Consider the following 18,844-nt stretch of genomic DNA (forward strand, 5'->3'; position numbering starts at 1 on the left):
AGGCCAAGTCGCGACGGCTATCACGCCTTGGCCCATTTTTTTGCCCATGATCTTATCGGAAAACCGGCATCCACTTTTCCGGATCATTGGCTAGTGGTAGGCGAGATGAGGCCGTCCGACAATATCGAAGCGCACATGCCCTCCACCACCCACGCCGATGCCTTCCATTTCGACCATCCCGTCCGCAGCTTCTGGGAAGCGAGCGCCGCCCCTCTGGGGCTAGCGACGCCGCCTTTGGCGGGTGACGCCCAATGCGACGTGGCGATCATCGGCGCCGGCTATACCGGCCTTGCCGCCGCCCTCAGGCTCAGCAGCGAATACGGCCTCGATGTGCGCGTCCTTGAGGCGGGCGAGCCCGGCTGGGGCGCCTCGGGACGCAATGGCGGCTTTGCCTGCATCGGCTGTCACAAGCGCAGCTACGGCTCGCTGATCCAATCCTACGGCCTCGACGAGACGCGCCGCTTCTATGGCGCCATGAAGGATGCCGTCGACCTGGTGCGCGAGCTCTGCGCAAGTCACGGCATCGACGCCTGGATCCATGAGGGCGGCGAGATCTCGCTGGCGCATTTGCCGAGTCGCTGGGCCGAACTGGAGGAAGAGCGCGACTTCATGGCCCGCATCTTTGGCGAGAAGCTGTCGATCTTCACCGTCGAGGAGTTGAAGGCGCGAGGCCTGTGGGCGCCGACATTCCATGGCGGCATCCACAATGCCACCGGCTTCAGCATCCATCCCCTGAACTATGCGCGGGGCCTGGCCCGCGCCGTTCATTCAGCCGGCGTTCCCATCCACGGCTCCTCGCGCGTGCGGCGCTGGGAACAGGCCGGGGGCCGCCATCGCCTGACGACTCAGGGCGGCACGCTCACCGCCCGACGTGTCATCGTCGCTACCAATGGCTACACGCCGGAAGACGTCTCACCCCACCATGCCGGCCGCCTGATGCCGGCGCTCTCCAATATCATCGTCACCCGCCCCTTGAGCGAGGCCGAACGCGCCGAGCAGGGCTGGACCTCGCGCCTGATGGCTTTCGACACGCGCAATCTGCTTCATTATTTCCGGCTTCTGCCCGATGGCCGCTTTCTCTTCGGCGGGCGCGGCGGCACCGACGCCTCGGACGCGGGCGCCGCTCCGATGCAGCACCATATGACCGCGACCTTGCGCCGGATGTTCCCGGTTTTCGGTGCCGCGGACATCACCCATTTCTGGCGCGGCTTCGTCTGCCTCGCTTACGACCTCGTGCCTTATGTCGGACCGCTCGATACGGAAAAGACGGTGTGGACCGCGATCGCCTATCACGGCAATGGCGTCGCCATGGCGACCTATTCCGGCATGGCCCTCGCCGATCTCATCGCCGGGGACCCGAAACGCGCTAATCTCCCATCGGTCCTGACCAGGCGCCTCGCCCGCTTCCCCCTTGCCGGACTGCGGCCGCTTTACCTCAAGGGCGCCTATCTGTGGTTCAACTATCAGGACGGACGGTAGGGTCAGCGCCACCCTCATAGCTGTGGCTTCCGCCCAGATAATCCCGGAGCACGTAGCTTCCATCGTTCTCCTGGATAATATAGGACGGTCCAATCGGCACTTTTCCATGCCCGCCCGGAATGTCGAGCACATAGGTCGGCTGGCACAGCCCCGACAGGCGGCCGCGCAGCGCCTGCACGAGCTTCTGTCCGTCAGCGATGGAACAGCGGAAATGCCCCGTGCCCTTCGCTTTGTCGAGATGGTGAAGGTAGTAGGGCTTCACCCGCGCCCGCACCAGATCGCGCATGAGCCTGGCCAGGACGTCGACATTGTTGTTCACGCCCTTGAGGAGAACGGTTTGCGACAAGAGGGGTATGCCGGCATCGGCCAGCCGGGCGAGTGCTGTCCTGACGGCATCCGTCAACTCGTTAGGATGATTGACATGAACGACGACATAGACCGCGGCCCTGGTCTTGAGCGCCGCGACGAGATCGTCCGTGATGCGGCCGGGATCGACGATCGGGACTCTGGTGTGGAAGCGGATGACATCCACATGCTGCAACTCCGAAATTCGTCGCAGGATGGCGCCAAGCCGGCGGTCCGACAGAATGAGGGGGTCGCCGCCGGAGAGGATGACCTCCCAGATGTCCGGCGTCCGCGCAATATAGTCTAGAGCGGCCTCGAGTTCTTCATGGCTCAGGGCTTCATCGGCCTGGCCGACCTTCTCCCGCCGGAAGCAGAAGCGGCAATAGACCTGGCAGGTATGCGTGGGCTTGAGCAGTAGCCTGTCGGGATAGCGATGAGTGATGCCTTTGACCTTCTGAAAGGTCTCATCACCGATCGGGTCCGCCATCTCCTCGTTGCGGACATACAGTTCATCCGTGGACGGCACATATTGCGCATAGACCGGATCCGAAACATCGAGCGCCCGCATCTGCCGGAATGTCTCCGGGGTCAGCCGGATCGAAAAATTCTCCTCCACGGGCCGCAACTCGCCGTCGGTCCCTTGCGGGACGACACCGTGTTCGACAAGGGCGTCGAGCGAGTTCAGCGCCTTGGCCGGAATACGCACGGGCTTCTCTGCGGACATGGTTCTGCCGATCTCCTCCTTCGAAAAAATTGAAGCGCGCGAACCTCCCGTCACCTCTGACGGGATGGCTCGCGCGCTTCCCCTTCGCAAGCTCAGGCGCCCATTGCCGGGCGCCGGCTATGTTCAGTTCAGATCGCCGCCTCGACCATGATCTCGACATCGAGACCGGGGCCGGCAAGCTTGGATTCGACGGTGGCGCGGGCCGGCGACTGGCCGGGGACTACCCAGGCATCCCAGGCTTCGTTCATCTCGGCCCAGGTCTTGATGTCGGTCAGCCAGATATTGGCCTTGACGATCTTCGTCTTGTCGGTGCCGGCTCCCTTCAGCGTGGCATCGATCTGGTCCAGGATGTCCTTGGTCTGTTCCTTGACCGACTTGCCGACCGTTTTCTCCGCGACATAGCCGGACAGATAGATCATGTTCCCATGGATCACCGCGTCGCTCATGCGGTTGCCGGCGCCGATACGCTTCAAAGCCATTGCACTCTCCTCCTTGTTATTCGAGCGCGGCCTTGGTGGCACGAAGGACCAGGAGAGGCAAGACGTCAAATGCATAGGGCATATGCAGCCGTTCCAGCCAATGGTGATAGTCGCGCCCCCAGGGCCCGATATTGATCACCGGATAGGCGGGCGACGGGCCAAGCGCGAAACTGGCGCCCCAGACCGGCGTATTGGCTTCAGCCGCAGACAAGTCGCCCGATGCCTCGCCGAGGAAGCTCATATCCGAAATGCCTGGGAAATAGCCGAGGCGGGAGACAGTCGTGCCCTTTTCGGCCGCGGCTTGGTCGAGCACCGCCATCAGGCGCTCGCCCAGCGCCTCATCTTTCAGCGTCACCGCCGGATAAGGCAGCGAGCCGAAACCGAGGATCACGGCGGGTCCGGGCAGCTTGGTCGAGGCCCACACGAACTCGGTGATGAGCCTGGCCCGGGCCGGGAAATCAAGATCCTGCCGGTCCGCCAATTCCCGATTGAGGAGCGCAAACGAGGTCTCAAAATCGGGATCGGATCGGCGCGCCTGGGCGACCAGCTCGGCGAAGCTCAGCACCGCCACGCTTTCCTCACCGAAGGGTTGCGGCGGGCTGACCGCCCGGGCCCGCGCCGCGAGCCGGGCCACCGCCCGCTCCATGGCCTCGCGCGCCATGCCGGTCGCGATGCTCAAGACTTCCGCCGGTCCCCGGCGATGCTGCAGCGTGTTCCAGTAGAGAAAGATGCGCGCTGGCGTCGTGACATTGTAGCCGCTCTTCACATCCTTGACGTAGAGGGCGCTGGGCGGTGCGGCGATCTCATGGCCACTCGTCTCGGCAAGCTCGGGCGCGCATTCGAACTCGCTGAGCAGCTCGGCGGCGAGATAACTGGCGTTTATCCCGGCAAAGGGATAGCACGCATGCGTTTCGCGCCCGATCACCAGTGCGGTGAGCAAGAGCTTCCCGATCGATCCCGTCGTCACCGAGCGCCCGAAGGAGCCGTCGCCGTCATCGGCGATCGAATCGAGATTGATGACGAGGCTGATGTCGAGACCGCTTTCGCGCGCGATCTCGGGCAGAAGGGCGGCCGCCTTGCGCATGCCGGCCGAACGGTCCTCCTCGTCGGGCGTCGCCAGCAGCAGCACATTGCCTTGCCGATGCTCCTCCGCCGCGAAGGCCTCGAGCACGGCGATGCCGGCGGCGATCCCCGATTTCATGTCAAGCAGCCCGCGCCCCGGCAGATACTCGCCCGATTCGAGATCGGCGAGAGCTTGCGGATTCTCGCCGGTGCGCTTGAGCTTGTCGATGATCATCGGCAACAGCGCTTCCGGATCGCAGGCGAAAGGAGCGAGTTCGGCATAGTCGTCGAAGGGCACGGTGTCGAAATGCCCGGCGAGCACCACCGTCTTGCGTCCCTCGCCCTTCACCAGCGCCAGCAGGTTCGACCGGCGCGTTCCGTCACCGAGCGGCTGCACCCTCAGATGCTCGGGGTTCAGACGGAAATAGCGGTTCTGCGCCAGCATCGTCCGGAGGAGATGCGGGAAATCGCATTCCTCCGGCGATCCGGTGACGCTGCGCCATTGCGTCATCTGGATGGCCGCCGCGCGGGTCCGGGCCGCGAGATCGAAGGTCACGGGCTCCTCCCGATCGCCGCTGGTTCAGGCGAAGCGCCGGTCGTATTCGAGCACGGCATTGAGCAGAACCTGCGCGCCCGCTCCGCATTCCTCGAAAGTGGTCGATTCTTCCTCATTGTGCGACAGCCCGCCGAGGCAGGGTACGAAGATCATCGTGGTCGGCGCGACACGTGCGATGTACGCGGCATCGTGGCCGGCGCCTGAGGCCATGTCGCGGGTGGCGAAGCCGGCCTGCTCGGCGCCGTGGCGCACGCAGTCGATGAGATCGGCCGCGAATTTGACCGCCGGCGACTTCCAGATGCGTTTCTCCTCGACCTCGAGCTTGAGCTCCTTGGCGATGCGCGGGATCGCCTCCTGGTAGATTTTTTCCATCTTGTCGAGCACGCTTTCGTCGGGATGGCGCAGATCGACGGTGAAGAAAACCTCACCCGGCACGACATTGCGGCTGTTCGGCTGGCTCTCGATGAGGCCGACGCTGGCGACGCCCGGCAGATGGTCGAGGCCGATCTGGTTGATTGCCTCGATCATACGCGCGGCGCCCACCAGGGCATTCTTGCGCAACAGCATCGGCGTGGCGCCGGTATGCGCCGACTGGCCCTTCACGGTCACCTCGTACCAGCGCATGCCCTGGACGCCGGTGACGACGCCGATCATCTTCTGCTCGGCCTCGAGGATCGGACCCTGCTCGATATGGAGCTCGAACATCGCCTGGAACTTGTGCGAGCCGACGGGTTCTGTACCCTTGTAGCCGATACGCGCCAGTTCGTCGCCGAGCGTGATGCCGTCACGGTCGGCTCTGGAATAGGCGAAGTCCTCGGTGAAGACGCCGGCATAGACGCCCGAGCACAGCATGGCGGGCGCGAAGCGGGCGCCTTCCTCATTCGTCCAGTTGACGATCATCAAGGGCGCATTGGTCTCATACCCGAGATCGACCATGCTACGCATCGTCTCAAGGGCGCCCAGGACGCCCAGCACGCCGTCGAACTTGCCCCCCGTCGGCTGGGTGTCGAGATGCGAGCCCATGGCGATGGGGGCGAGCGTGTTGTTCTTGCCCGGCCTCACGGCGAACATGTTGCCGACCGAGTCGATCGAGACCTTGCACCCCAAGGCTTCGCATTGCGCCTTGAACCAGTCGCGTACCTTCTTGTCCTCGTCCGAGACGGTGAGCCGCTTGATGCCGCCCTTCGGCGTGCCACCATATTTCGCAGTCTCCATGAGCGCGTCCCACAGGCGCTGCGGATTGATGGTGAGGTTGCTTTTGCTGGTCATGAAACGGCCTCTTCGCACGGGTTATTTTGAGTCTTCGTCGGGCGTCTTCGGCCAACTCAGGAAGAAAGTCCAGATCGCATAGCCGAGCATGGCGCAGGCGATCGCGATCCACAGCCCGTTATTGTAATAGGTCTCGACGGCGAGCCAGAATGCCACGACAGCGGTAATGGCGATGCGCCGCCACAAGGGCCGGTAGAACGGCGAGGCCTGTTCGTAGGTCCTCGCCTTGGGCTGCCCGTCCTGCGACTTATCGTCCATCGATCTGCTTGCCCATGATGGCGATCGCCTGCTGGTAGACCGAGGCGGCATTCCATCCCTGGATTGCGGCAAAATTGGTCTGCCCCGGCTGATAGCCGGCCCCCCTCACCCAGCCATGGCCTTTGAGGAAATTGGCGGTCGAGGCCAACGCGTCGGCCTTGGAATTGAGATTGACGCGGCCGTCGCCGTCACCATCGACACCGTAGAGCCGCACATTCTTGGGCAGGAACTGCGTGTGCCCGACCTCGCCATGCATGGCGCCGCGCGCCGAGGCCGATAATGTGCCGCGGTCGATGAGGGCGAGTGCCGCATAGAGCTGCTCGGTGAAATATTCGGGACGGCGGCAGTCATAGGCAAGCGTCGCCACCGCCGAGAGCGTATGCTGGTTGCCGGTGATGTTGCCGAAGCCGGTCTCCATGCCCCAGATGGCGAGAAGCGGGCCGGGCGGCACGCCGTAGCGCTTCTCGATCGCCGCGAACAGCGCCGCATTGGAGTTCTTGAGCGCCCGGCCGCGCGCGACGATGGCCGGTGCGCCGCGCTTCGCCATAAAGGCCGAGAGTGACAGCTTGAAGCTCTTCTGGCCGCGATCGGCGCGGATGGTGGCGGTCGAATAGGTCGTGTCCATGAGGGCGGCGATTGCCCGGGGCTTGATGCCGTTCTGCTTCGCCTCGGCGGCGAAGCTCTGCTTCCAGCTCTCGAAATTGGCGCCGGTATTGCCGCATTTGGCGGCTTTCGCCGCGTTCACCGCCAGGACCATGACCGCCAGCCCCGCGACCACGCCCATCCATTTGCTCTGCCTCATGCCGTTCTCCGCCTCTTTCCGTCATTAGAGCCTTCCCACTTTGATCGAAACGATGCGTTTCGATCAAAGTGGGAAAAAGGCTCGAACAATATCCAATCTGGAGCGCCTCCCTATCGCCAAAGTCGAGCAACTTTGGCGGGAAGCGTTCTAGTGGCTGGACATTGCCATCAGAAGTCGCACTTGTCACCGCTTGGATGAGATGGCATCAGGAGGCCGAATACCACCATGCAGAAGACGCAGTCCCATATCGAGGCGCTGTTTCCCACCCTCGTCTATCGCGCCGGCCTCAGCCGTGCCGGCCTTCTCAACCACGCGCTGGAAGAGGCGGCATTGGGGCTCGCCGAGCATGACGAGGCGGGCAGGCGCTGGTGCGCCAGGCACGGCTATCCGGGCTACACATCCTATGGCTCGCTTGCCGATCTCCCCGACCGCAGCCAGCCCTTTGCGCGGCTGAAGCGCCTCATCGAGCAGCATGCCGCCCGTTTTGCCAAGGAGCTGCATTGGGATTTGCGCGGCGGCAAGCCGCTCTGCGACACGATGTGGGTGAATGTGCTGCCCGAGGGCGGCTCGCATAGTTCCCACATTCACACCAATGCTGTCTTGAGCGGCACATATTACGTAAAATCGCCGCCGGGCGCGGGACCCATCGTCTTCGAGGATCCGCGCCATGCGCTGATGATGGCGGCCCCGCCGCGCAAAGCTTCCGCGCCCCGCACCTTCAAGACTTATGTTTCGCAGGAGCCGACGCCGGGCGCCTTGCTTCTTTGGGAAAGCTGGTTGCGCCACGAGGTGCCGCTCAACCGCGCGGCCGGCGAGCGCATCAGCGTGAGCTTCAATCTGGTGATCGGCTGACCCGTTTGCGGCGGGTGGAAATCGTGTAAGCTTGGCCGCAATGGTAGTCATGCTGATCTCATGCGTATCCTGCACCTGCTTCTCTATGCCCTGATCGTCGCCGCTCTGGCATGTGCAACCGGCCCTGCCGAAGCAGCGGGCAAGGCCAAGCCGGCGCAAGCCGAAGGCGCGCTCGGGCCTGCGATGCGCTTCGTCGTCGTCCGCAGCCATACGGAAGGATGCGAGCCCAATTGCCCGCAATGGATCTCGGCGGAAGGTGCGGTCACCCGGCAGACACCGGCTTTGTTCAAAAAGTTCCTCAAGCAGGTCGACAAGAACCGGCTGCCGATCCTGATCAACTCGCCGGGCGGCGATCTCGACGCTTCCATGGCGATCGGCAAGCTCATTCGCGCCCACGGCCTCGATGTGGGGGTTGCCTGGACCTTGTTCGCCGGCTGTTGGCCCGACGACAAGGCGTGCAAGCTGCCGGCAGAGCAGCGCGGCGTCTATGACGGCATACCGGTCACCTGGCGCGCTTTCTGTATTTCGTCCTGCACCTTCATTCTCGCCGGCGGGCGAAAGAGGTTGGCGATCGGCACCACGATCGCCGTCACGCCCATCTCTGTGACGCTGACCAACCAGAAAGTCTTCTGGGAGGAGCGCTATCGCATGGTCAACGGCAAGAAGAAGATCATCAGCCGGAAGATCGTCAGACGCGGTCCGGCCAAGACCACCACCACCACGAAGTTAGATAAGGCTTCGCGCCGCACGCTCAATACCTATGCGGCGGCAATGGGCCTCGGCAAGGGCTTCCTCGCCCTGTTCGGCAAGGCGATCCCGACGTCGATCTATTACGTGACCGGCCACGACGCGCTTACTGCAAAGCTCGTCACCAGCATGGACAGCTCCCGCAGCCTGGTCGACAACCAGCTGTGCCAGGCTGAGCCCGTCGCTGACAACTGCATCGAGCGCGTTGCGACCATCGAACGGAAATCACTATCCCCCTGACGGTGCCACGGCCTAAGGCGTGACCACGCCGGCGCGCGGCCGGTTGATCTCGCGCCAGGTCGAGTTGGCGACATGCACGGCGGGATAGGGATCGCGGCGCACCAAATCGCCCTTAACCGCTTGGGTCGCCCTCCTTCCAGACGACGCGGCCGCGCGACAGCACCGTCACCGGCACTTCCCGTTGCGTCAGAAATCCGTATATAGTCCGGAAATTGGCGATTGTCCGGTGCAGTCCATGAAGATTGTCTCGCCTTTCCTCCTCGTACTGACGGCCGTGCTGACTGTTTGTGTTCTGCTCGCCGGTGCCGGTGAAGCCGCCACCAAGAAGACAAAGACGAAAGCGCCCGAGTCCGAAAAGTCCGTTTATGAGCAGCCGCTGCGTGTGGTGATCGTACGCAACATTATCGGCAATTGTGAACCCTTATGCCCACAATGGATCTCGGCGGAAGGGCAGATCACCGCGAAATCGCCTGCCGTGTTCAAGAAGGCGCTGGCCAAGATTGGCGACGAGAAGCTTCCCGTCATCATCACCTCGCCAGGCGGCGATCTCGACGCCGCGCTTTCCATCGGCGAAATGATCCGCAAGCGCGGTCTCGATGTCGCGGTGGGCGGGACCCATTTCGGCGGCTGTGCGCCTTATCAGAAGACCTGCAAGCCGCCCAAGGAGCAGAAGGGCGTCTATCGCGGCTTCGTGGTCGCAGGGCAAAGCTTCTGTACCTCGGCTTGTCCCCTGATCCTGGCTTCCGGCACACGCCGCTTCGGCGGCCCCGAAAATTACATCGGCGTGCATCAGATCAGCCGGGTGATCACGCGCGAGAAGGTCCGTTATCTCGAGCGCTATCTCATCGTCAACGGCAAGAAAAAGGTCCTGAGCCGCAAGGTTGTCAGCCGCAAGCCGATGAAGAGCCTGGTGTCGACCAAGATCGACAAACAGCTGCAGAAGAAGCTCACCGCTTATCTGAAGAAGATGGGCGTCGAGCCGACGCTGCTGGACCTGTTCGAGCGCGCTCCACCCTCCTCCATGTACCGGATGATGGGCGATGAGCTTCGCAGCACAAAACTCGTGACCGACCTCACGCAAAGTGCCGACCTCACTCAGGTCGTCCGCTGCGTCGCGATACCGCCCGCCGCCAATTGCGTGGCCGTTCCTGGTACGGCCAAGCCATGAAGCTCACTTCAGAGGAAGACCGAGGCCGTCAACGGGCAAAGCACGAAGAGCGTGAAGAAATGTTGGTTCATGCAAACTCTTCGCACTCCGTGATTTAGAGCAAATCCCGCCAAAGTTGAAGACTTTGGCGATAAGGATTTGCTCCAACATATTGAGCGAATTCTTTCGGCGAAGTGTTACCACTCCGCCGGGATGCGCGCTAAGGCGTGACCACGCCGGCGCGCTTAACGGCGCGCGGCCGGTTGATCTCGCGCCAGGTCGAGTTGGCGACATGCACGGCGGGATAGGGATCGCGGCGCACGAAATCGCCGTCACCGGCCTTGGCCCTGAGATCGCCGTCCTTCCAGGCGATCCGCCCCCGCGACAGCACCGTCACCGGCAGGCCGGTGCATTGATAGCCTTCGAAGACATTGTAGTCGATGCGGCTGACCTGCGTCTTGGCCGAGATCGTCTTCGATCTGGTCGGATCCCACAGGACGAGATCGGCGTCGGAGCCGACATCGACGCGGCCTTTCTTCGGATACATATTGAGGATGCGCGCGATATTGGCGGAGGTGACGGCGACGAACTCCTCTTTCGTCAGGCGGCCCGTATTCACGCCCGCCGTCCACAGCACCGGCATGCGGTCCTCGAGACCGCCGGTGCCATTCGGGATCCTGGTGAAGTCCTTGGCGCCCATGCGCTTCTGCTCAGTGGTGAAGGAGCAATGATCGGTCGCCACCACCTGCAGCGAGCCCGACTGCAGGCCGGCCCACAGCGATTCCTGGTGCTTCTTTGGCCGGAAGGGTGGCGACATCACGCGCCGCGCCGCATAGTCCCAGTCCTTGTTGCGATACTCGTCCTCATCAAGGGTGAGATGCTGGATCAGCGGCTCGCCATAGACGCGCTTGCCGGCCTCGCGTGCGCGCTTGATCGCCTCATGCGCGTCGCGGCAGGAGGTGTGCACGACATAAAGCGGGCATCCCGCCATGTCGGCGATCATGATGGCGCGGTTGGTGGCTTCGCCTTCGACTTCCGGTGGGCGCGAATAGGCATGGCCCTCGGGCCCGGTGACGCCCTGTGCCAGGAGATCGGCCTGCATGCGGAAGACGACATCGCCGTTCTCGGCATGGACGAGCGGCATCGCGCCGAGACCTGCGCAGCGCGAAAAGGAATGGTAGAGCTCATCGTCATTGACCATGAGCGCGCCTTTGTAGGCCATGAAATGCTTGAAAGTGTTGATGCCGTAGGTCTTCACCACCGTTTCCATCTCGTCGAAGACCTGTTTGTCCCACCAGGTCACCGCCATGTGGAAGGAGTAGTCTGAGGCCGCTTTCTCGGCCTTGCGCCGCCAGTCCTGATAGGCAGCGAGCATCGACTGCTTGGGCGCAGGAATGCAGAAGTCAACGATCATCGTGGTGCCGCCGGAAAGGGCGGCCTTGGTGCCCCACTCGAAATCGTCCGCTGAGACGGTGCCCATGAACATGAGCTCCATATGCGTGTGCGGATCGATGCCGCCCGGCATCACATAGAGGCCGCCGGCGTCGATGATCTCCGCCTTGCTTGGCGCTTCGAGCTTCTCGCCCACCGCGACAATCCGGCCATCGTCGATCAGCACATCGGCGCGCCGCGAATGATCATGATTTACGACGGTGCCGCCGCGGATGAGAATGGACATGGAAGCCTCCGTAATTTGGTCAATTCTCCCTCCCCCTTGTGGGGAGGGAAGGCCCGAAGGGCCAGGGTGGGGGTCGGGTGGTCTTTCAGAACTGAAATTGGAAAGACCGCCGGACCCCCACCCCTACCCCCTCCCCACAAGGAAGGACTACACCATTCCTTATTAAGGCTAAGCTACTGTTTCTCATTGTAAAATTCTAGGCAATAACTGGTTTCTATTACGAAAGGCAACACATAGGTAGCAGAGCATTAACAACCTATACCAGACTACTAATCTGGGGGTCAGAGGGGCGCGCAACCATGCTGTCGATCCCACTTTGTCTGGCTTTGAACTGACGGACGCCCGCAAAAGCATGGATGACGTCGCCTTCAAGCGCGACCGATTGCAAGCGGCCTTGGGAAAATTGCGGGAGCGGCTCGCACAGTTGAAAGATCAGGAAGAAAATGCACGTCGGCAAGCGGCCTATGACAAAGCCAAGGCTGTGCGCGATGAATTGGCAGAGGAAATATCCAGCTTTTGCCCAAAAGCTCACCGAACTGCTTGTGCGCGTCGTCATCAATGACCGCGAGGTCGACTACATCAACAATCTGCTCTGCCAAAGGGAGCCGACCGCCTGCTTGTTGCCGAACTCAAGGCACGCAACCTGCCTTGGGATTCCATAGAGACGCCGCGCCTCACCGATCAGCTTTACCTGCCAACATGGCAGCCGCGCTCCAATTATCTATGGCCACCGAGAAAATAGTGGTGCAGAGAACGCAGAGGGCAGATCAAGAGTCATAGTGCGCTTAGGGTGCGCAATGCCTGCCGCTGCTGGCGGAGGCAGTCGCCGGCATTTAGATGCCGTCAACGGCGCGGTTCAGCGGGTCAGTGCCAACTTCGCGGATGACGCTTTCGATCTTGGCGATCTCGGCGGTCAGGAATTCGGTCGGGGTCATGGGTCGTTGTCTCCGTGTGTTAGTCATACGTAGCAGCCGTAGAGATATACCCACGAAAAAGCCGGCCCCAGACTACTGGGGCCGGCTGTCGAGTTACTAGGTGTTACGCCCAGTAGTCGTACGTCAGGGTCGCGTCGACAAGCGTGTGGTTGTCGCTGTCGATCTTGTCGCTCAGTGTGACGTCGAAGTCCACATGACCGTCGGACAGAGCGGCGGCATTGACGTTCGCGAAACCCGATCTCACAACGTTGTCAGGATCCGTCCCGTCAACCTGACCGGGCGCTCCGCCGCCAATGATCGTGAAGCCGGTGAAGTCGACGCTGGAGACATCCGCGACAATGGCTGTCTCGTTGTTGGCGTCGATGTCACCCTGCACGACCACGGTCACCTTACCGTTTGTGAAGTCAAACGCGCCAGCATCAGTATGCAGGTCGAAACTGAACTTCTGCTCGATGTCGTTACCGTTGGATGGGTTATGTGCGGTCTTCTCGCCGTGCGCGGTCACCGACCCCTGGTACTGGTCGGCCGTACCGATGATGTCGAGCGACACCGAGTTGTTGACCGTCACTTCACCGTCCGACACCTCATAGGTGATGTTGGCCAGCTGGTGGTCGCCCTTGTGGAGGCCGTCCAGCGCGGCGCTGTTCAGGTCCACCAGCAAGGTGTGCCCGTCAGTGTCCAACTTCATGTAGGAAGGCAACGGCTGACCGCCGATCTTAATGTTGGAGATATTGAGCACATCACCGCTGTCAACGTCCGAGACGTACTTGCCATCGAGCAAGTCGATCTTGAGGATGTCCACGACTGCCTTGGTGTTGGTCTTCGAATCTGTTTCGTTGGCAGACACCGACCAAGACTTCGCCGTCGGGCCGTCGTTCTGGCCGTGGATGGTGATGGTCGCCGTCTCCGTCGATTCCGCGCCGTTGTTGTCCTTCACCGTGTAGGTGAAGCTGTCGGTCGCCGATTCACCAGCCGCCAGCGACTCGAACTGGCCGTTCGCGTCGTAGCTGAAGGTACCGTCACCGTTGTTGGTCACCGAACCCAGCGTCCCGGTCGTATCGACCGCGAAGCTGTGCGTGTCGTTGGTGTCGACGTCCTTGAAGTCAGCCTTAACCGTGACCGACGAATCGTTCTCGTCAACATCACCCGTCACCACCTTCGCCACAGGAGCGTCGTTGGTGCCAGTAACAGTGATGGTCAGCGTCGAAGTATCAGTGCCACCTTTACCGTCAGAAACGGTATAATCAGCAACGACTTCGACCGTCTCACCAGCAGCCAAATACTGATAAGCATCGTGACCGGCGTTGAAGCTGTAGTTGCCTTCACCATCCATCGACAGACCATCAACCTGCTCGTCAAGCGAGTAGGTCAGGACTGCACCATGATCAACGTCGCTGTCGTTAGCGATCGAACCATTGACGGTGAGGTCTTCGTTAACAGCAGCCACGTCAGCGACGGCGATCGGCTTGTCGTTGGTGCCGGTAACCGTGATGGTGAGCGTCGAGGATGTCTTGCCACCGTGACCGTCATCAACTGTGAAATTGACGGTGATTGGCAACTTTTCACCCGCCGCCAAATTCTGGTAGCTAGCGTGAGTGGCGTCGAAGCTGTAGGAGCCGTCGGAGTTGAACGTCAGGCCGGCCGGGGAGGTCCCGTTCAGCGAGAAAGTCAGCGCGTCGTTGTTGGCATCGGTAGCGTAGTGAGCAACCGAATCATTGAGGATGACGTCTTCATCAACAGCTTCCGCACCAGCAGAAACCACCGGAGCCTTGTTGGGGTTTTCCCAGCCCTCGACGTAGCCCTTCGGGCTGTTGCTGTCGACCGACGTGAAGTACTCACGAGCGTGATACTGCACGTTCTTGGCGTTACCACTTGTCCAGTTCTCGGTGGTCGTATCTCCGAGCAAATGACCGATGTTGAAGGTCTGACCCAGAACTTTCAACGTCGGGTCCGGCTCGCCGGCGATGTTCGTCATCCCGCCGGTCTTGCTCTGCGCGGCGATGAACAGGTCATCGAGGGAATACTTGCCCTCATCGATCGCCTTGACGATGTCAAGAGCCATCTGGAAGTTGCCCGGATTCTTCTGGAGGTACTCCCAACCGACCCAACTAGCGAAATCGCTACTGCCGTCGATCGCGGCCCTCAGTGCGGTGGTCGCGTGCTCGACCACCGTTTGGTTGCTATCTACAATTACTGCCATGATGTGTGTTACTTTCTTCAACGATAAGGGCTGTTAGAAGCAGGCACAGTTCGTCGTCGGCCCGTTCACGACGAACTGAGTTGGGTATTTTCAAATTGGGAAGGTAGTTGGCCCCCAATTTCCCGTAATCTGTTAGATATATTCCGTAATCAGTTGTTCACATGGTGCCTATCTTACTTCTCCCGCAGCGAGCGGCGGAAATTCTGGGTAATTGGCTCGCTGAGGTATGCCAGTACAGTCCGGCTGCCCGTGCGGATCATCGCCTCGCTCGTCATGCCGGGCAGCAACTTGCGGCCCTCCAGCTTGTCGAGTTCGCCCTTGTTGATAATGACGGTCGCGGCGAAGTATGGTGTGCCGCTGCGCTCCTCCACCAATCGGTCGGCCGAGACGGTTTCCACGACGCCGTCTAGTGGCGGCAGGTTATAGCGGGCGAAAGCCGGGAAGTTGACGCGAGCAACCTGACCGGGCGCGATCGTCTCGATATCCTCAGGTTTGACCATAGCCTCGACCACCAATTGCTCACCGAGCGGGACGACCGTCAGCAACGTATCGCCGGGCTTCACCACGCCACCGGTCGTGTGAACCTTAAGGTCCATGACGATGCCGTCCACTGGCGCGATAATGCGAGTTCGAGTGAGGACGTCTTTGGCTCCCCGCTCCTGCTCGCGGAGATCGAACAGTTCCGCCTCGACCTTGCTCAATTCCTCCACGGCCTCGTTCAGTCGCACCGTGTCGAGGTTCAGAATTTGCATGTCGATCTCGGCCATTGCGCTCTTGGCGCGGGCGATGGAGGCGAGATTCGTCGCCCTTTCGCCTTCGAATTCACGTTGCTGCCGTCTAAGCAACAAGGGCCGCTCGCGGGTAGTGAGCCGCTTCTCGAGCAGCCCTTCGAGGTCCTTGGATTCGCTCTCGATCGCCGCGATCTGCTTGTCTTCAGTGGCGATCAGTTTCTCCAGTCCGGTGATCTCTTCCTCGGTCTGGACCCGGCGCTCCGCGAAAATCGCCCGCTCATCCTTCAGGTTGTGGCTCTTCGCTGCGAACACGTCCTTCTGCACAGCTATCGCGTCTTTGGCCACGCGGGACGGATTTGCCAATAGTTCCGCTGGAAACACGATCTCCGCGTCGTTATCACGCTCCGCCCGCAACCGCGCGACCAGCGCCTCGCGGGCGGCAATCCGGCTCTGGATCAGATCAAGCTGCGCTTTCGCTTGCGTATCGTCCAACCGGATAAGGGTCTTGCCGGCCCTGACGATGTCGCCGTTGACCGCGTTCAACTCCGCGATGATCCCGCCCTCAAGGTGCTGGATCAGTTTGCGGTCGCCCGCCACCTTGATGACGCCCGGTGCGACGGCCGCGCTATCCAGCGGGGCCAATGCAGCCCAGCCCCCGGCCAGGCCGAAGAACATGATCAGGATGGCGAAACCGGTGCGCGTTACGCCCGCGAGACGCAAGGGTGCCGGCTCCAAGAGGGAAGGCGGCGTAACGGGTAGCGGGACGACGTTCAATGCTGGAGACCGGCTCATGCTTCCTTGACCTCTTGGATTTCTACTTCTCTGACTTCTTTGATCGCCAGAGGGCTGATTCTTGTGATCGGGCTTACTTTGCGGGCGCGGTTAGCAAGCTCCGCTAAGACTGCATCACGCGGTCCGAAGAGTTCCTGTTGACCCCGATTGATGAATAGGACCTTGTCGACCTTCCCCATCACATTCGGCCGGTGCGCGATCAGGATAACGGTTGTCCCCGCTGCCTTGGCCGCGCTGATGGCTGCGACCAACGCCTCCTCGCCCTCGCGGTCGAGGTTGGAATTCGGCTCGTCCAAGATCAGCAGAGCCGGGTCACCGTAGAGGGCGCGAGCCAAGCCGATCCGCTGGCGTTGTCCGCCCGACAAGATCGCGCCCGCATCACCGATCTCGGTGGTATAGCCCTGCGGCAAGCCCTTGATCAGTTCGTGGACGCCCGCCATCTGCGCCGCCCGAACGACGTTGGCAAAGACCGCCGGGTTCAGCTTCGCGAAGCGGCAGATGTTCTCGGCCACGGTACCGGCAAAGAGCTCGATGTCCTGCGGCAGGTAGCCGACGTAGTGCCCCCGGTCCTCCGCCGCCCATTCAGCGACGCTCATGCCGTCGAGCAAGACTCGCCCACCGGTCGGTCGCCAGGCGCCGGCCAGCACGCGGGCCAAGCTCGTCTTCCCGGCCGCGCTCGGGCCGATCAGCGCCATTGTTTCACCCGGCCTGAGTTGGAAGTTGATTCCGCGCAAGATCGGTTCGCCGCCCTGTCGGGCCAGCACCACGTTCTCAACGTCGAACCTACCCGTGGGGCGCGGCAACGGCAGGACTTGTGCGGCTTCCGGTCGCTGGCCGGCGACGGCGGTCAGGCGCTTGTAAGCAGCCCGTGCGCCGATCGTCGCCTTCCACGTCCCAATCGCTTGCTCGACCGGGGCCAAAGCCCGCCCCATCAGGATTGATGCGGCGATCATAACGCCGGGTGAAGCTTCGTTCTTCAGCACCAGATAAGCGCCGAGGCCGAGGACGCCCATCTGTAGAGCCATGCGGTGGCACCGGGCGATCGCCGCGATGATCCCACCCCGGTTTGCCGCGACAACCTGTCCAATGCTCGCCTCGTCCTGTTGCGCCTTCCAGCCTTCGAGCAAGGGTTTGAGCATGCCCATGGCTTGTACGACTTCGGCGTTACGGATTGCTTGTTCGGCCTGTGCGTGGGCCCGTGTTTGTGCGCCAGCGGCGGCCGCTAGCGGCTTGCGGGTGATGGCCTCGTTCAGCAAAGCCAACCCGAACAACACGACCCCGCCGCCCAGCGCCAACCAACCCAGCCACGGGTGCATTAGGAAGATCGCGGCGAAGAAAAGTGGCGCCCACGGCGCGTCGAGGATCGGAAAGATACTGGGGCTGGTGAAGAAACTCCGCACTTGGTCGAGGTCGCGCAAGGGTCGCGCGTTCGTTTGACCGGGGGCAGCGGCGGCGTGTTCGACAGACGCCGTCAGCAGAACCGGGGCCAGCCGAGCGTTCATCCACGCGCCGACGGTAGCCAGCAAACGGGCGCGCACCACTTCCAATCCCGCCATAGCGATGAGCGCGCCCGCCGCCATCAGCGATAGCATCACCAGCGTTTCCAAGCTGTGGCTCGACAGCACGCGATGGTAGACTTGGAGCATGTAGAACGCCCCGGTCAGCATCAGCACGTTGATCCCGGCGCTGAACCAGATCAGTGGTTTGACGGCCCGGCGGGCCTCTTTCATCACTACCTGTAGGGCCGGCGGCTGCGGTGCTTTTATCATTACCCGTACTCGCGTGTTGTGGTTGCGGGGCATGGAATCCCCCGTGTCGCTATTTACGTTGCACTTGATTATCTGTTCACAGGAGAAAGGCCGGGCCCGATCAGTCATCGGGACCGACCCTTTTCCCCATTAAGCCCGTAGACGTGATGGACGTCGCTCCGGTTCAGCTGCAGATCGCCCACGGTGCCGCGCCGCGAGAGGAAACCGAGGCCGCCGATCTTCACTTGCGTGGACTGATCGACGAGGAAGTTCGGATTCGAGACTTACAGAGCATGTAGTGTCGGAGAGGCGCGCGCGAACAAGCCGATGTATGACAAGACAGCTCAACCATCCCAGAAAACAAATGAGGATAGCCGTCAGAACGTCCCCCAAGATCATACTCCACGGTACGCCGTGATTAAGCTCTGAGGCCGAGGAATAGATAAGCCCTGTGATTGGCCAACACATCACCATTAAATAAAAGCCCAACACCCGCGGAAAGCGAGGGCGGCGACGGGGGCTCGGGGAAAGGCGAGTCATGATACACCTTACTATTGGCTCGGTCCGCCGTGCGGACCAGGATCGATATGTCAGCGCTTATTCAGGTAAGCGACGCGCATTGGAAATACATATGCAGGTTAGCCAAAATCTTATCATTTCACGCCAAACGATATCTGGCGGCTACCAAGGCGACTTTACGATGGGTTCGTCAGCATAATGCAGAAATTTGCGCGTAATGAGCGTCGGCGTGGGCTTAATGCGGTTGGCCCAAGGCAATGACGGCAGTGATATTCACGGTA

The 18,844-nt window shown here is 61.6% G+C and carries 15 protein-coding genes; 5 read left to right on the forward strand and 10 right to left on the reverse strand.

Annotation, left to right across the window (positions count from 1 at the left end):
* Positions 1-105: 105 nt before the first annotated feature.
* Positions 106-1,479: an FAD-binding oxidoreductase gene (locus tag G5V57_RS07315; protein ID WP_165166886.1), complete on the forward strand. Its 1,374-nt coding sequence runs from the start codon at positions 106-108 to the stop codon at positions 1,477-1,479.
* On the opposite strand, the gene G5V57_RS07320 is transcribed toward G5V57_RS07315, so the two are convergent.
* From G5V57_RS07320 to G5V57_RS07345, 6 genes are all read right to left on the reverse strand, one after another.
* Positions 1,457-2,548: a lysine-2,3-aminomutase-like protein gene (locus tag G5V57_RS07320; protein WP_165166887.1), complete on the reverse strand. Its 1,092-nt coding sequence runs from the start codon at positions 2,546-2,548 to the stop codon at positions 1,457-1,459. The genes G5V57_RS07315 and G5V57_RS07320 overlap by 23 nt on opposite strands.
* Positions 2,549-2,676: 128 nt before the next feature.
* Positions 2,677-3,027, reverse strand: a complete 351-nt coding sequence (locus tag G5V57_RS07325; RefSeq protein WP_165166888.1) for a RidA family protein — start codon at positions 3,025-3,027, stop codon at positions 2,677-2,679.
* 16 nt (positions 3,028-3,043) lie between these two features.
* Positions 3,044-4,645 (reverse strand): M20/M25/M40 family metallo-hydrolase, encoded by a 1,602-nt coding sequence (locus G5V57_RS07330; protein WP_165166889.1) that lies wholly within the window; start codon positions 4,643-4,645, stop codon positions 3,044-3,046.
* A 24-nt stretch (positions 4,646-4,669) separates the two neighbouring features.
* On the reverse strand, positions 4,670-5,914 hold the full coding sequence (locus tag G5V57_RS07335) for a M20 family metallo-hydrolase (RefSeq protein ID WP_165166890.1): 1,245 nt from the start codon (positions 5,912-5,914) through the stop codon (positions 4,670-4,672).
* A 21-nt stretch (positions 5,915-5,935) separates the two neighbouring features.
* Complete coding sequence (locus tag G5V57_RS07340; RefSeq protein ID WP_165166891.1) at positions 5,936-6,172, reverse strand: DUF3329 domain-containing protein; 237 nt, start codon at positions 6,170-6,172, stop codon at positions 5,936-5,938.
* A complete protein-coding gene (locus G5V57_RS07345; RefSeq protein WP_165166892.1) occupies positions 6,162-6,974 on the reverse strand; it encodes a lytic transglycosylase domain-containing protein in 813 nt (270 codons plus the stop codon). Before G5V57_RS07345 ends, G5V57_RS07340 begins: the two co-directional genes overlap by 11 nt.
* A gap of 225 nt (positions 6,975-7,199) precedes the next feature.
* Between G5V57_RS07345 and G5V57_RS07350 the strand changes: the two genes are divergently transcribed.
* The 3 genes from G5V57_RS07350 to G5V57_RS07360 all read left to right on the forward strand — a co-directional run bounded on the left by G5V57_RS07350 (position 7,200) and on the right by G5V57_RS07360 (position 9,981).
* The gene (locus G5V57_RS07350) at positions 7,200-7,826 is read left to right on the forward strand and encodes a TIGR02466 family protein (protein ID WP_165166893.1); all 627 of its coding nucleotides are present in this window, start codon (positions 7,200-7,202) and stop codon (positions 7,824-7,826) included.
* A 60-nt stretch (positions 7,827-7,886) separates the two neighbouring features.
* Positions 7,887-8,813 carry a hypothetical protein gene (locus G5V57_RS07355; protein WP_165166894.1) on the forward strand — a complete coding sequence of 309 codons (927 nt, stop codon included), beginning with the start codon at positions 7,887-7,889 and terminating at the stop codon, positions 8,811-8,813.
* A gap of 235 nt (positions 8,814-9,048) precedes the next feature.
* A complete protein-coding gene (locus tag G5V57_RS07360) occupies positions 9,049-9,981 on the forward strand; it encodes a hypothetical protein (protein ID WP_165166895.1) in 933 nt (310 codons plus the stop codon).
* Positions 9,982-10,180: 199 nt separating this feature from the next.
* Here G5V57_RS07360 and hydA read toward each other — a convergent pair whose 3' ends face one another.
* Positions 10,181-11,638 (reverse strand): dihydropyrimidinase, encoded by a 1,458-nt coding sequence (gene hydA, locus G5V57_RS07365; RefSeq protein ID WP_165166896.1) that lies wholly within the window; start codon positions 11,636-11,638, stop codon positions 10,181-10,183.
* Between the two features lie 352 nt (positions 11,639-11,990).
* Between hydA and G5V57_RS07370 the strand changes: the two genes are divergently transcribed.
* Positions 11,991-12,200, forward strand: coding sequence for a hypothetical protein (locus G5V57_RS07370; protein WP_165166897.1), 210 nt, complete (start codon positions 11,991-11,993; stop codon positions 12,198-12,200).
* Between the two features lie 476 nt (positions 12,201-12,676).
* Here the strand turns inward: G5V57_RS07370 and G5V57_RS07375 are convergent, their stop codons facing one another.
* The 3 genes from G5V57_RS07375 to G5V57_RS07385 form a co-directional block, all read right to left on the reverse strand.
* A complete protein-coding gene (locus G5V57_RS07375) occupies positions 12,677-14,773 on the reverse strand; it encodes a VCBS domain-containing protein (RefSeq protein ID WP_165166898.1) in 2,097 nt (698 codons plus the stop codon).
* A 173-nt stretch (positions 14,774-14,946) separates the two neighbouring features.
* Entirely contained in the window at positions 14,947-16,296 is a 1,350-nt protein-coding gene (locus tag G5V57_RS07380) for an HlyD family type I secretion periplasmic adaptor subunit (RefSeq protein ID WP_165166899.1), read from the reverse strand.
* Complete coding sequence (locus G5V57_RS07385; RefSeq protein ID WP_206530223.1) at positions 16,293-18,026, reverse strand: type I secretion system permease/ATPase; 1,734 nt, start codon at positions 18,024-18,026, stop codon at positions 16,293-16,295. The genes G5V57_RS07380 and G5V57_RS07385 overlap by 4 nt, the downstream gene beginning before the upstream one ends.
* Between the last annotated feature and the right edge of the window lie 818 nt (positions 18,027-18,844).

This window comes from Nordella sp. HKS 07 (genome assembly GCF_011046735.1).
Classification (GTDB): domain Bacteria; phylum Pseudomonadota; class Alphaproteobacteria; order Rhizobiales; family Aestuariivirgaceae; genus Taklimakanibacter.